Origin of the sequence: Enterobacter cloacae complex sp. P29RS (assembly GCF_014893445.1) — a bacterium.
Classification (GTDB): domain Bacteria; phylum Pseudomonadota; class Gammaproteobacteria; order Enterobacterales; family Enterobacteriaceae; genus Enterobacter; species Enterobacter intestinihominis.
In genome coordinates this window covers 24,526-37,518 of sequence record NZ_JADBPZ010000014.1, presented here as the reverse complement: position 1 = coordinate 37,518, position 12,993 = coordinate 24,526, and the positions used below count along the sequence as shown (strand labels likewise).

Below are 12,993 nucleotides of genomic sequence, written 5' to 3'. Positions count from 1 at the left end.
GAGAGTGTCATGACTGATTCAACCGTAACCCACAAAACGGGCATCAAACCTGACCATCTAACGATGGAAGAGTGGGTCGAGTCGCGCATCGCGCGCTTCGAAGGCCGTAAATACGACTGGAACGCGCTGAAGTTCCAGGCCGATTTTGACCCGAAATACCGCCGGGCGCAGATGCGCTACATCGGCACCGGCGCAACCGGCGTGGCGAACGACACCAATACCGTGCAGGCGGACCATTTTACCTTCTCCACCATGGTACTGCCGTCGAAGTGCGAAGGGCCGCTGCACCTGCACGACGACGTAGAAGAGGTGTTCTTCATGCTCAAGGGGCAGATCACGCTGATGATCCAGGACGGCGACAACTACACCGAAACCGTGCTGCGCGAGCGTGACCTGATCTCCGTCCCGCCGGGCATCTATCGCGGCCTGTTTAACCACGGGGAAGAAGAGGCGCTGATGTGCGTCATGCTGGGAACCAACAAGCCGGAAATCCCGACCTATCCGTCCGACCATCCGCTCTCGAAAGTGAAGCGGAACTAAGGGGGCGCCATGACGGGTTTTCGTGAACAGGGAAGCGGCATTCCGCTGATGCTGCTACACGGGATCAGCTCTGGCGCTGCGTCCTGGCACAAGCAGATGGCACTGAACGTTTTTCGCGTGCTGGCGTGGGACATGCCCGGTTATGGCGAAAGCCCGATGCTGGCCGTCGCGCGGGCAAACGCGGGGGATTACGCCGACGTGCTGGCGGCGATGCTGGATCGCGCCGGTGTCTGGCAGGCGGTGCTGGTGGGCCATTCCCTGGGGGCACTGGTCGCAAGTGCCTTTGCGGCGAAGTTCCCGGATCGCGTCATTCATCTTGTACTGGCCGACGCTGCGCAGGGCTACGGCAATGCCGCGCCGGAGCAGCGGGAGCAGGTCTGGCGCAACCGCGAGCAGCAGATGGCGTTGGGCGGCGAAATCCTCGCCCAGACCCGTGCCGCGAAGCTGCTGCGCCCCGGCGCGCGCGCGGAAGATATCGCCACCGTCGCGGCGGGCATGCGCACGCTGCGCCCGGAAGGCTACCTTGCCGCCGCGTGGATGCTGGCGCATGACGACATTCACGGCTGGCTTAAACGATACTCCGGCACGTTTGAAGTCTGGTGCGGCGAGCAGGACGCGATAACGCAGCCCGAACTGGTGCAGGGGCTGGCGCTGCGCTACGGCATGCCGTTTACCGCCATTCCGCAGGCCGGGCACGCCAGCTATCTCGATAACGACGTGTTTTTCAACCAACAGCTTTTACGCATTAACGAAGAGGTGCGCGATGAATGCACAAATTGACGGGCGCGTAGCGGTAGTCACCGGCGGTTCTTCTGGCATTGGCTTTGAAACGCTGCGCCTGCTGCTGGGGGAAGGGGCGAAAGTCGCCTTCTGCGGCCGTGACCCGGACCGGCTCGCCAGCGCCCATGCGACGCTGCAAAACGAATTCCCCCACGGGGAGATTTTTTCTTACCGCTGCGACGTGCTGAATGCCGACGAGGTTCAGGCCTTTGCGGATGCGGTGCAGGCGCGCTTTGGCGCGGCTGATCTGCTGATCAACAACGCCGGGCAGGGCTACGTGGCGCACTTCCATGACACCCCGCGCGAGGCGTGGCTGCACGAGGCAGAGCTGAAGCTGTTTGGCGTCATCAATCCGGTGCAGGCGTTTCAGCCGTTGCTGGAGCAGTCAGACATTGCCTCTGTTACCTGCGTCAACTCCCTGCTGGCGCTACAGCCGGAGGAGCACATGATCGCTACCTCCGCTGCTCGTGCCGCGCTGCTGAACATGACGCTGACGCTCTCGAAAGAGCTGGTGGGTAAAGGCATTCGCGTCAATTCCATTTTGCTCGGCATGGTGGAGTCCGGCCAGTGGCATCGCCGCTTTGAAAACCGGGCGGACAAAAGCCAGAGCTGGCCGGAGTGGACGGCGGATATCGCGCGCAAGCGCGGCATTCCAATGGTGCGCCTCGGCAAGCCGCAGGAGCCCGCGCAGGCGCTGCTGTTCCTCGCCTCGCCGCTGGCCTCGTTTACCACCGGCGCCGCGCTGGACGTTTCCGGCGGCTTCTGTCGCCATCTGTAAGGACGCATCATGAAAAAGGTAATGTTGATTGGTTTTGGTGCCATGGCGCAGGCGGTGATTGAGCGCCTGCCCGCCGGTGTGGCTATCGGCTGGATCGTGGCGCGCGCGTCTCACCATGCCGCCATTCACGACCAGTTTGGCGATGCGGTCGAGGCGCTGACGTCGCCAATGGCGTGCGCGCAAACGCCGGATCTGGTGCTGGAATGCGCCAGCCAGCAGGCGGTGGCCCAGTACGGGGAAGAGATCCTGCGTCGCGGCTGGCATCTGGCCGTCATTTCCACCGGCGCGCTGGCGGACAGCGCGCTGGAGCAGCGTCTGCTCGCGGCGGGCGGAAAACTGACTCTGCTTTCCGGTGCAGTGGCCGGTATCGACGGGCTGGCGGCAGCGAAAGAGGGTGGGCTTGAACGCGTCACCTATCAGTCGCGCAAAAGCCCGGCCAGCTGGCGCGGCAGCTATGCCGAGCAGCTTATCGATCTGAATTCAGTGGCTGAGGCAAAGGTCTTTTTTGAAGGCAGCGCTCGCGAGGCGGCGCGGCTGTTCCCGGCGAACGCCAACGTAGCGGCGACCGTGGCGCTCGGCGGCGTCGGGATGGATGACACCCGCGTGCAGCTGATGGTTGACCCGGCAACGAAACGTAACACCCACACGCTGCACGTCGAAGGGCTGTTTGGCGAATTCCATCTGGAGCTGAGCGGGCTGCCGCTGGCGTCTAACCCTAAAACCTCCACCCTGGCGGCACTGAGCGCGGTGCGCGCCTGCCGCGAGCTGGCCCTGAGCTGAGGAGTGACGATGGACGATCTGAAGATTTTTATCGGCGGCCAGTGGCGACACGGCGGAGGTAACCCGATGCAGAGCCACTTCCCGGCAGACGGGTCGATCAATGCGACGCTGAACGCCGCCAGCCTGGATGACCTGGAGGAGGCGATAGACGCCGGAGAGCGCGCCTGGCGCGATCCCGCCTGGCGTAACAGCCTGCCGCACGTGCGGGCGAAGATCCTGCACAAGGTGGCGGATCTTATTGAATCCCGTGTGGATGAACTGGCGCAGATGCAGAGCCGGGATAACGGCAAGCCGCTGGCGGAAGCGTGCGGGCTGGTGATGAGCGCGGCGGGAACGGCGCGCTACTTTGCCGCCGCCTGCGAACTGCTGGAAGGGGAACTTCCGACACCGCGCCAGCCGGATCTGCTGACGCTGAGCCGCTACGAGCCCCTTGGCGTGGTAGCGGCCATCACGCCGTGGAACTCGCCGATTGCCAGCGAAATGCAGAAGGTCGCACCGGCGATTGCCGCCGGGAACGCGGTGATCGTCAAGCCCGCCGAAGCCACGCCGCTGATGGCGCTGGAGCTGGCGCGGATTTTTGAACAGGCCGGGCTGCCCGCCGGGCTGCTGAGCGTGCTGCCGGGCAAAGGCTCGGTGATTGGCGATGCGCTGGCGCGTCATCCTTGCGTGCGCAAAATTTCCTTTACCGGCGGAACCACTACGGGCCGTCATCTGGCGCACGTGGCGGCGGAAAAACTGATCCCGGCCTCGCTGGAGCTGGGCGGCAAATCGCCGACTATCGTGCTGGAGGATGCCGATATCGAACAGGCGGCGCGCGGGATCTGCTACGGCATTTTCAGCTCGGCGGGGCAGGCGTGCATCGCCGGATCGCGGCTGTTTATCCACGAGAGTATTTACGCCCCGCTGATGGCGAGGCTGCTGGAATTAACTCGCGGGCTGCGCGTCGGGCATCCGTTTACCGACGACGTGCATGTAGGACCGCTGATCGGCGAGAAACATCGCCAGAGCGTGATCGAGTACGTCGAACTGGCGAAGCGGGAAGGGGGCCGCGTGCTGTGCGGCGGCGAGATCCCCGCCGATCCCGCTCTGGCAAACGGCAGCTTTTTCCAGCCAACCATTATCGAAGGGCTAAACAACAGCGCTCGCGCCTGTCAGGAGGAGATCTTCGGCCCGGTGCTGGTGGCGATGCCGTTTGGCGATGAAGCGGCGTTGATCAGCGAGGCGAACGACTCGGTTTACGGCCTGGCGGCGGGGATCTGGACGCGCGATTCCGGGCGCGCCCTGCGTCTCAGCGAGCAGCTGGAGGCAGGCACGGTGTGGATCAACACCTACAAAGTTTTTGCGATTTCGACCCCGTTCGGGGGCTTTAAAGAGAGCGGTCTGGGCCGCGAGAAGGGTATCCAGGGGCTGAAAGCCTGGATGCAACAAAAGAGCATTTATCTGGCGACGGGTAACAGCGTCAACCACTGGTGCGACTGAGAAAGGGTGAGCAATGAGCGAAATGATAACCGTCGGCGACGCCATCGCCAGAACGCTGGAGCAGTATCAGGTTGAGGCCATCTACGGCGTCATCTCCATTCACAACCTGCCGATAGCGGATGCGGTTGGGCAGCGGGGCAATATCCGCTTTGTACCCGCGCGCGGTGAAGCCGGTTCCGTCACCATGGCCGATGCTCACGGGCGCTTTTCCGGCCTCGGCGTGGCGCTGACCAGCACCGGCGCGGGGGCCGGGAACGCGGTAGGCGCGCTGGTGGAAGCGATGAATGCCTGCACGCCGCTGCTGCATTTAACCGGGCAGGTAGAGAAAGCCTGGCTGGACGCCGACACCGGGTTTATCCATGAAACCCGCGATCAGCTGACCTTCCTGAAGGCCAGCTCAAAACGGGCGTACCGTATCAGCAATGCGAATCAGGCGATAGCCATTCTGCATAAAGCCATCCAGGACGCGCAGACCCCGCCGTGCGGACCGGTTTCGGTGGAAATCCCGATTGATATTCAGGGCGCCAAAATTCCGCTGTCGCTGGTTACCGCCCCGGTCAAACCGGCATCGGTTCCAGCCGTGGATACCGGGATGGTTGACGCGCTGTGGGCGCAGCTCAAACAGGCGAAACAGCCGCTGCTGTGGCTGGGCGGCGGGGCGCTGGGAAGCGCTGAGGCGGTGAAAAAACTGGCGGATGCGGGCATCACCGTGATTTCCAGCACCCACGCGCGCGGCGTGCTGCCGGACGACCACCGCGCCAGCCTGCGGGCGTTCCACAACTCGCCGTCGGTGGAGGCGCTCATTGCGCAGTGTGATTTTACGCTGGTCGCCGGTTCACGTCTGCGCAGCAACGAAACCCGCTCCTGGACGCTTGAGCTGCCGTCCCCGTGCGTGCAGATTGATATCGACCCGGCGGCAGCCAGCCGTAACTACTTGATGGATAACACGTTGATAGCCGATTGTTCAGCGCTGCTTGGCGCGCTGGCTAAAAAAGTGCAGGGCCGCGAGTGGGGCAACGCGCAGTGGGATATGCAGGTGCAGCAGGCGGTCGGGCAAGCTGAGCAGGGGCTGCGCGAGCAGTGCGGCGCCTATGCGAAGCTTAACGACGCCATAGAAAAAGCCCTGCCGAAAGACGGCCTGCTGGTGCGCGATATCACCGTGTCCGGTAGCCTGTGGGGTAGCCGTCTGTTCAGGGCTAACGGTCCGCTGCTGAACATTCACTCCCTCGCCGGGGCGATTGGTATGGGACTGCCGATGGCCATCGGCACCGCGATTGCCAACCCGCAGCGTAAGGTGGTGGGACTGGTGGGCGACGGCGGCCTGAGCCTCAATTTAGGCGAGCTGGCGACGCTGGCGCAGGAGAAAGCCAACGTGACGCTGCTCATCATGAACGACGGGGGCTACGGCGTAATGCGCGGTATTCAGGATAAATATTTTGGCGGGCGTCAGTATTATAACGAACTGCATACACCGGACTTTACCCTGCTGGCGCAGGCGATTGGGCTACAGGCCTGGAGCGTTGAGCGGGCTGAGGACTTTGATGCGGTGATGACGGAAGCGCTGGCGATGCCGGGGCCGTCGGTGGTGGAAGTGCGGATGGGGCAGATTGGCGCCCTGAAGTTTGCCGGGCCGCCACAGAAAACGCTGTACTGATTGAGCCTTGTTGCCCGGTAGCGCGGCGCGCACCGGGCCGAAGTTTTATTTAATTCCGTCTGCCGCCATGCGGTCACGGATATGCTGCGCGCGTTCAACGGAGGCCGGGTGATCGTCAAACATGGAGCTTTGACGGCCTTCCTCCAGTTTCGCCAGTTTTTCGAAGCTGGTGGCTAAACCCGATGGATTGATGCCGCGTTTGCGCAACAGATCGTAAGAGTAGTCATCCGCTTCCGACTCCTGACGCTGGGAGAACTGGGAGTTAACCAGTTTCTCACCCACGTCGCCCAGCTGCGACTGGGACAGGCTGCCGACAATGCCGCCCGCAGAGGCCGCCGCAGCACGCACGGCATTGGTGCCCAGCGCAACCTGCATCCCTTTCTTCACGTGACCGAGAGCAACGTGACCCATTTCATGGCCGATCACCGCTTCCACTTCGTTGTCGGTCATCATGTCCATCAGGCCGCTGTAAACGCGGATACAGCCGTTAGCCATCGCGAAGGCGTTGACGTCTTTCGCCATATACACCTTGTAGTTCACCGGCTGACCGTTAATGTTGTCGCCCAGCGCGGAAGCAATCTTGTTCAGACGCTGCGTGTAGGTGCTGTTTGCCGGGGCAAGCGTAGCTTTTCCATCCATATCCTTACAGGCCTCGTCGCTCAGCGCTTTCACCTGCGCATCGCTCAATGAGTAGGCCTGAAAAGCTTCTGCGCCTGAGGTCATCAGGCCGTTAGAATCCATATTCTGACAGCCGCTTAGCAGGAGCGTTGTTCCCACAGCCAGCCCAATTGCACGCATTTTCATGATGTTGCTTCCGTACTCGTTAATCTGAATTAATTCCGAAAAATGCACCGTCAACGAAGCCGGTGTCGGGCTAAGTATAAGGAATATCTACAGGGGCGGGCGAGTAGATTGCGCAACATGCGAGCATGATCCAGAGATTTCTTAAGCTGCAAAAGAATGGTCCATGTACATGCCCTGCGGCTTGGGTTACATTGTTGGCACTTTTTTCCGGCGTAGCCCAAAACGCGCTGTCGTCAAGGGCATGGCCTTTAACAGTCCGATCTGGAGTTAAAATGTCCTCACGTAAAGAGCTTGCTAATGCTATTCGTGCGCTGAGCATGGACGCAGTACAGAAAGCCAAATCCGGCCACCCGGGCGCCCCTATGGGCATGGCTGACATCGCCGAAGTCCTGTGGCGTGATTTCCTTAACCACAACCCGCAGAACCCGGCATGGGCAGACCGCGACCGTTTCGTGCTGTCTAACGGCCATGGCTCTATGCTGATCTACAGCCTGCTGCACCTCACTGGCTACGATCTGCCAATTGAAGAGCTGAAAAACTTCCGTCAGCTGCACTCCAAAACTCCAGGTCACCCGGAAGTGGGCTACACCGCTGGCGTTGAAACCACTACCGGTCCGCTGGGTCAGGGCATTGCGAATGCCGTGGGTATGGCGATTGCTGAGAAGACCCTGGCGGCACAGTTCAACCGTCCTGGCCACGACATCGTTGACCACTTCACCTATGCGTTCCTGGGCGACGGCTGCATGATGGAAGGCATTTCTCACGAAGTGTGCTCCCTGGCAGGCACCCTGAAGCTGGGTAAACTGGTTGCGTTCTACGACGACAACGGCATCTCCATCGACGGTCACGTTGAAGGCTGGTTCACTGACGACACCGCCGCACGTTTCGAAGCCTACGGCTGGCACGTTGTGCGCGGCGTTGATGGCCACGATGCTGACTCGATTAAACGTGCCGTAGAAGAAGCGCGCGCCGTGACCGACAAACCGTCCCTGCTGATGTGCAAAACCATCATCGGCTTCGGTTCTCCGAACAAAGCGGGCACTCACGACTCCCACGGCGCACCACTGGGCGACGCGGAAATCGCACTGACCCGTGAAGCGCTTGGCTGGAAACACCCTGCCTTCGAAATCCCATCTGAAATCTACGCGCAGTGGGATGCGAAAGAAGTGGGCCAGGCGAAAGAAGCAGCCTGGAACGAGAAGTTCGCGGCTTACGCGAAAGCCTTCCCACAGGAAGCGGCTGAATTCACCCGTCGTATGAAAGGCGACATGCCGTCTGACTTCGACGCGAAAGCGAACGAGTTCATCGCGAAGTTGCAGGCGAACCCGTCTAAAATCGCCAGCCGTAAAGCGTCTCAGAATGCGATCGAAGCGTTTGGTCCTCTGCTTCCAGAATTCCTCGGCGGCTCCGCTGACCTGGCGCCATCTAACCTGACCCTGTGGTCTGGCTCTAAGCCAATCAACGAAGACAATGCCGGTAACTACATCCATTATGGTGTACGTGAATTCGGTATGACTGCGATTGCCAACGGTATCGCTCTGCACGGTGGTTTCCTGCCGTACACCTCTACCTTCCTGATGTTCGTAGAATATGCACGTAACGCCGTGCGTATGGCTGCGCTGATGAAACAGCGTCAGGTGATGGTCTACACCCACGACTCCATCGGTCTGGGCGAAGATGGTCCAACTCACCAGCCGGTAGAGCAGGTAGCTTCCCTGCGCGTGACCCCGAACATGAGCACATGGCGTCCATGTGACCAGGTTGAATCTGCGGTGGCGTGGAAATACGGCGTTGAGCGTCAGGACGGCCCGACCGCGCTGATCCTCTCCCGTCAGAACCTGGCGCAGCAGGAACGTACCCCAGAGCAGCTGGCAAACATCGCGCGCGGTGGTTACGTGCTGAAAGATTGCGCAGGCCAGCCTGAGCTGATCTTCATCGCGACCGGTTCTGAAGTTGAACTGGCCGTTGCCGCATGGGAAAAACTGACTGCTGAAGGCGTGAAAGCGCGTGTGGTTTCTATGCCATCTACCGATGCGTTCGACAAGCAGGATGCCGCGTACCGCGAATCCGTACTGCCTAAAGCGGTCTCCGCTCGCGTGGCAGTGGAAGCGGGTATCGCTGACTACTGGTTCAAATACGTTGGCCTGAACGGCGCTATCGTCGGTATGACCACGTTTGGTGAGTCTGCGCCGGCTGAACAGCTGTTTGAAGAGTTTGGCTTCACCGTTGAGAACGTTGTCGCTAAGGCGAAAGAACTGCTGTAATTGCCGTTTTGCCCGGTGGCGCTAACGCTTACCGGGCCTACAAATGGCATAAAATGTAGGCCGGGTAAGCGTTAGCGCCACCCGGCTTTTTTGTATGCACGATTCCTCAGACATGTAACTGCTCTGTAAATTATTCCACCGAAAATGTGATGCAAGTCATATAGCTCGCTTATTCATCTGGACAGAGATTCCTTTTATTCCCCGATTCGCTTATTCTTGCTGAAGCGTTTCAGTCGATTAAATGTTCGACAATTGACCAATCAATCGCAGTTTGTGACAGCAAGGATTCCCCTTCGGGCGTCGCTGGATTACTCTTTCAGCCACCTCAAACTCAGGGATAGCTTTGCAGGAGATCTATGACCGTACGCGTAGCGATTAATGGCTTCGGTCGCATCGGGCGCAACGTGGTTCGTGCTTTATATGAATCCGGGCGTCGTGCGGAAATCACCGTGGTGGCAATCAATGAACTGGCGGATGCTGCGGGCATGGCGCATTTGTTGAAATATGACACCAGCCACGGTCGCTTTGCCTGGGACGTTCGCCAGGAAAGGGAACAGCTGTTCGTCGGTGACGATGCCATCCGCGTGCTGCATGAGAACAGTATTGAAGAGCTGCCCTGGCGCGAACTGGGTGTGGATGTGGTGCTGGACTGTACCGGCGTGTACGGTAACCGTGAACATGGCGAAGCGCATCTGAATGCTGGCGCGAAAAAAGTGCTGTTCTCCCATCCCGGCAGTCACGACCTCGACGCCACCGTCGTGTTTGGTGTCAACCAGCACGAGCTGCAGGCTGAACACCGCATTGTCTCCAACGCCTCCTGTACCACCAACTGCATTATTCCGGTCATTAAACTGTTAGACGATGCGTATGGCATTGAATCCGGTACCGTGACCACGATTCACTCCGCCATGCACGATCAGCAGGTTATCGACGCCTACCATCCGGATTTACGACGCACTCGCGCGGCGAGCCAGTCCATCATTCCGGTGGATACGAAACTGGCTGCCGGGATCACGCGTATTTTCCCGCAGTTTAACGACCGTTTCGAAGCGATTGCCGTGCGCGTCCCGACGATAAACGTCACCGCAATCGATCTTAGCGTGACGGTGAAAAAACCGGTAAAAGCCTGTGAAGTCAACCTGTTGCTGCAAAAAGCGGCACAGGGAGCATTTCATGGTATAGTTGACTATACGGAATTACCGTTGGTCTCAGTAGATTTTAACCACGACCCGCACAGCGCCATCGTGGATGGCACGCAGACGCGAGTCAGTGGTGCGCACCTCATCAAGACGCTGGTCTGGTGTGATAACGAATGGGGCTTTGCTAACCGAATGCTCGACACCACGTTAGCCATGGCCGCAAAAGGTTTCAGGTAGAGCGCACCTTGCGCTTGCAAAACTTTAAGAATCAACGAGAGGATTCACCATGTCTGTAATTAAGATGACCGATCTGGATCTGGCAGGTAAACGCGTTTTCATCCGTGCCGATCTGAACGTACCGGTTAAAGATGGCAAAGTGACCAGCGACGCGCGTATCCGTGCATCTCTGCCAACCATTGAACTGGCTCTGAAGCAGGGCGCTAAAGTGATGGTCACCTCCCACCTGGGCCGTCCAACTGAAGGCGAGTACAACGAAGAGTTCTCTCTGCTGCCGGTTGTTAATTACCTGAAAGACAAACTGTCCAACCCGGTTCGCCTGGTGAAAGATTACCTGGACGGCGTGGAAGTTGCCGAAGGTGAGCTGGTTGTTCTGGAAAACGTTCGCTTCAACAAAGGCGAAAAGAAAGACGACGAAACCCTGTCCAAAAAATACGCTGCGCTGTGCGACGTATTCGTGATGGATGCATTCGGTACGGCTCACCGTGCGCAGGCTTCTACCCACGGTATCGGTAAATTCGCAGACGTCGCCTGTGCAGGTCCACTGTTGGCTGACGAACTGGAAGCGCTGGGTAAAGCACTGAAAGAACCTGCTCGTCCGATGGTCGCTATCGTTGGTGGTTCTAAAGTTTCTACCAAACTGACCGTTCTGGATTCTCTGTCCAAAATTGCTGACCAGCTTATCGTTGGCGGTGGTATCGCGAACACCTTTGTTGCTGCGCAAGGCCACAACGTGGGTAAATCCCTGTACGAAGCGGATCTGGTTGACGAAGCCAAACGTCTGCTGAGCACCTGTGATATCCCGGTTCCAACTGACGTTCGCGTGGCGACCGAGTTCTCCGAAACTGCTACCGCAACCCTTAAATCTGTTAATGACATCAAAGATGAAGAGCAGATTCTGGACCTGGGCGACGTTTCTGCACAGAAACTGGCTGAAATCCTGAAAAACGCAAAAACTATCCTGTGGAACGGTCCTGTCGGCGTGTTCGAATTCCCGAACTTCCGCAAAGGGACTGAAATCGTGGCTAACGCTATCGCAGACAGCGAAGCGTTCTCTATCGCAGGCGGTGGTGACACCCTGGCAGCTATCGACCTGTTCGGTATCGCTGACAAGATCTCCTACATCTCCACTGGTGGCGGCGCATTCCTCGAATTCGTGGAAGGCAAAGTCCTGCCAGCAGTAGCAATGCTCGAAGAGCGCGCTAAGAAGTAAGCCATTCAGGGGCAGGGAAACCTGCCCAATTTTCAGCGCGCTTATCAGAGCTCGCACCTTTTCTAACGGCCGAAGATACAGGACTAAGCAACATGTCTAAAATTTTTGATTTCGTAAAACCTGGCGTTATCACTGGTGATGACGTACAGAAAGTGTTCCAGGTAGCTAAAGAAAACAACTTCGCTCTGCCAGCAGTTAACTGCGTAGGTACCGACTCCATCAATGCCGTACTGGAAACCGCTGCAAAAGTCAAAGCACCGGTTATCGTTCAGTTCTCTAACGGCGGCGCTGCGTTCATCGCAGGTAAAGGCGTGAAAACTGACGTTCCTCAGGGCGCTGCTATCCTGGGTGCTATCTCTGGCGCACATCATGTTCACCAGATGGCTGAGCACTACGGTGTTCCGGTTATCCTGCACACTGACCACTGCGCGAAAAAACTGCTGCCATGGATCGACGGTCTGCTGGACGCAGGTGAAAAACACTTCGCAGCAACCGGTAAGCCACTGTTCTCTTCTCACATGATCGACCTGTCCGAAGAGTCTCTGGAAGAAAACATCGAGATCTGCTCTAAGTACCTGGCGCGTATGTCCAAAATGGGCATGACCCTGGAAATCGAACTGGGTTGCACCGGCGGTGAAGAAGACGGTGTGGACAACAGCCACATGGACGCTTCTGCTCTGTACACTCAGCCAGAAGACGTTGATTACGCTTACACCGAGCTGAGCAAAATCAGCCCACGCTTCACCATCGCAGCATCCTTCGGTAACGTGCACGGCGTGTACAAGCCAGGTAACGTGGTTCTGACCCCGACCATCCTGCGTGATTCTCAGGAATATGTGTCTAAGAAACACAACCTGCCGCACAACAGCCTGAACTTCGTCTTCCACGGCGGTTCCGGTTCTTCTGCTCAGGAAATCAAAGATTCCGTAAGCTACGGCGTAGTGAAAATGAACATCGATACCGACACCCAGTGGGCAACCTGGGACGGTATCCTGCAATACTACAAAACCAACGAAGCTTACCTGCAAGGTCAGCTGGGCAACCCGAAAGGCGAAGACCAGCCGAACAAGAAATACTACGATCCACGCGTATGGCTGCGCGCTGCCCAGACTTCTATGATTACTCGTCTGGAGCAGGCATTCAAAGAACTGAACGCGGTTGACGTTCTGTAATTTGTACTGCTGACAGCACATCAGAAGGCCCGCAAATGCGGGCCTTTTTTTATGCTTTTTCAATATCCTGCAATACCTGATTTTGTGATCTGTTTGGCATTACCCGCTCTTTTTGTTTACCCTTTACTGACCTGCCTGTCCCCTTAAGGGATA

11 protein-coding genes are annotated in these 12,993 nt (G+C 58.4%); 10 read left to right on the top strand and 1 reads right to left on the bottom strand.

Features of this window, described 5'->3' with window-relative positions; all coding sequences use genetic code 11:
• Positions 1–9 precede the first annotated feature (9 nt).
• The 6 genes from IM282_RS12205 to IM282_RS12180 are packed head-to-tail and all read left to right on the top strand — an operon-like array spanning position 10 to position 6,011.
• Positions 10–540: a cupin domain-containing protein gene (locus tag IM282_RS12205; RefSeq protein WP_022649339.1), complete on the top strand. Its 531-nt coding sequence runs from the start codon at positions 10–12 to the stop codon at positions 538–540.
• Positions 541–549: 9 nt separating this feature from the next.
• Positions 550–1,320 (top strand): alpha/beta fold hydrolase, encoded by a 771-nt coding sequence (locus IM282_RS12200; RefSeq protein ID WP_192970435.1) that lies wholly within the window; start codon positions 550–552, stop codon positions 1,318–1,320.
• Positions 1,304–2,098, top strand: a complete 795-nt coding sequence (locus IM282_RS12195; protein WP_192970434.1) for an SDR family oxidoreductase — start codon at positions 1,304–1,306, stop codon at positions 2,096–2,098. Before IM282_RS12200 ends, IM282_RS12195 begins: the two co-directional genes overlap by 17 nt.
• Before the next feature lie 9 nt (positions 2,099–2,107).
• Positions 2,108–2,878: an aspartate dehydrogenase gene (locus tag IM282_RS12190; protein WP_023306904.1), complete on the top strand. Its 771-nt coding sequence runs from the start codon at positions 2,108–2,110 to the stop codon at positions 2,876–2,878.
• 9 nt (positions 2,879–2,887) lie between these two features.
• Positions 2,888–4,357 (top strand): aldehyde dehydrogenase, encoded by a 1,470-nt coding sequence (locus IM282_RS12185; RefSeq protein ID WP_192970433.1) that lies wholly within the window; start codon positions 2,888–2,890, stop codon positions 4,355–4,357.
• Positions 4,358–4,370: 13 nt separating this feature from the next.
• On the top strand, positions 4,371–6,011 hold the full coding sequence (locus IM282_RS12180) for a thiamine pyrophosphate-binding protein (protein WP_192970432.1): 1,641 nt from the start codon (positions 4,371–4,373) through the stop codon (positions 6,009–6,011).
• A gap of 45 nt (positions 6,012–6,056) precedes the next feature.
• Here IM282_RS12180 and IM282_RS12175 read toward each other — a convergent pair whose 3' ends face one another.
• Entirely contained in the window at positions 6,057–6,815 is a 759-nt protein-coding gene (locus tag IM282_RS12175) for a M48 family metallopeptidase (protein WP_003860073.1), read from the bottom strand.
• Positions 6,816–7,087: 272 nt separating this feature from the next.
• Here IM282_RS12175 and tkt point away from each other — a divergent pair, with 272 nt between their 5' ends.
• From tkt to fbaA, 4 genes are all read left to right on the top strand, one after another.
• Positions 7,088–9,079, top strand: coding sequence for a transketolase (gene tkt, locus IM282_RS12170; RefSeq protein WP_192970431.1), 1,992 nt, complete (start codon positions 7,088–7,090; stop codon positions 9,077–9,079).
• Positions 9,080–9,435: 356 nt separating this feature from the next.
• A complete protein-coding gene (gene epd, locus IM282_RS12165) occupies positions 9,436–10,455 on the top strand; it encodes an erythrose-4-phosphate dehydrogenase (RefSeq protein WP_022649326.1) in 1,020 nt (339 codons plus the stop codon).
• Between the two features lie 49 nt (positions 10,456–10,504).
• Positions 10,505–11,668, top strand: a complete 1,164-nt coding sequence (gene pgk / locus IM282_RS12160) for a phosphoglycerate kinase (RefSeq protein ID WP_023298554.1) — start codon at positions 10,505–10,507, stop codon at positions 11,666–11,668.
• Positions 11,669–11,760: 92 nt separating this feature from the next.
• Positions 11,761–12,840 carry a class II fructose-bisphosphate aldolase gene (gene fbaA / locus IM282_RS12155; RefSeq protein WP_017692704.1) on the top strand — a complete coding sequence of 360 codons (1,080 nt, stop codon included), beginning with the start codon at positions 11,761–11,763 and terminating at the stop codon, positions 12,838–12,840.
• The last annotated feature ends 153 nt before the right edge of the window (positions 12,841–12,993 follow it).

Bases quoted from the DNA above. Each gene is read 5' to 3' on its own strand.
- epd (WP_022649326.1), top strand. From the start codon at position 9,436: ATGACCGTACGCGTAGCGATTAATGGCTTCGGTCGCATCGGGCGCAAC.
- IM282_RS12195 (WP_192970434.1), top strand. From the start codon at position 1,304: ATGAATGCACAAATTGACGGGCGCGTAGCGGTAGTCACCGGCGGTTCT.
- IM282_RS12200 (WP_192970435.1), top strand. From the start codon at position 550: ATGACGGGTTTTCGTGAACAGGGAAGCGGCATTCCGCTGATGCTGCTA.
- IM282_RS12190 (WP_023306904.1), top strand. From the start codon at position 2,108: ATGAAAAAGGTAATGTTGATTGGTTTTGGTGCCATGGCGCAGGCGGTG.
- IM282_RS12185 (WP_192970433.1), top strand. From the start codon at position 2,888: ATGGACGATCTGAAGATTTTTATCGGCGGCCAGTGGCGACACGGCGGA.
- IM282_RS12205 (WP_022649339.1), top strand. From the start codon at position 10: ATGACTGATTCAACCGTAACCCACAAAACGGGCATCAAACCTGACCAT.
- IM282_RS12180 (WP_192970432.1), top strand. From the start codon at position 4,371: ATGAGCGAAATGATAACCGTCGGCGACGCCATCGCCAGAACGCTGGAG.
- pgk (WP_023298554.1), top strand. From the start codon at position 10,505: ATGTCTGTAATTAAGATGACCGATCTGGATCTGGCAGGTAAACGCGTT.
- IM282_RS12175 (WP_003860073.1), bottom strand. From the start codon at position 6,815: ATGAAAATGCGTGCAATTGGGCTGGCTGTGGGAACAACGCTCCTGCTA.
- tkt (WP_192970431.1), top strand. From the start codon at position 7,088: ATGTCCTCACGTAAAGAGCTTGCTAATGCTATTCGTGCGCTGAGCATG.
- fbaA (WP_017692704.1), top strand. From the start codon at position 11,761: ATGTCTAAAATTTTTGATTTCGTAAAACCTGGCGTTATCACTGGTGAT.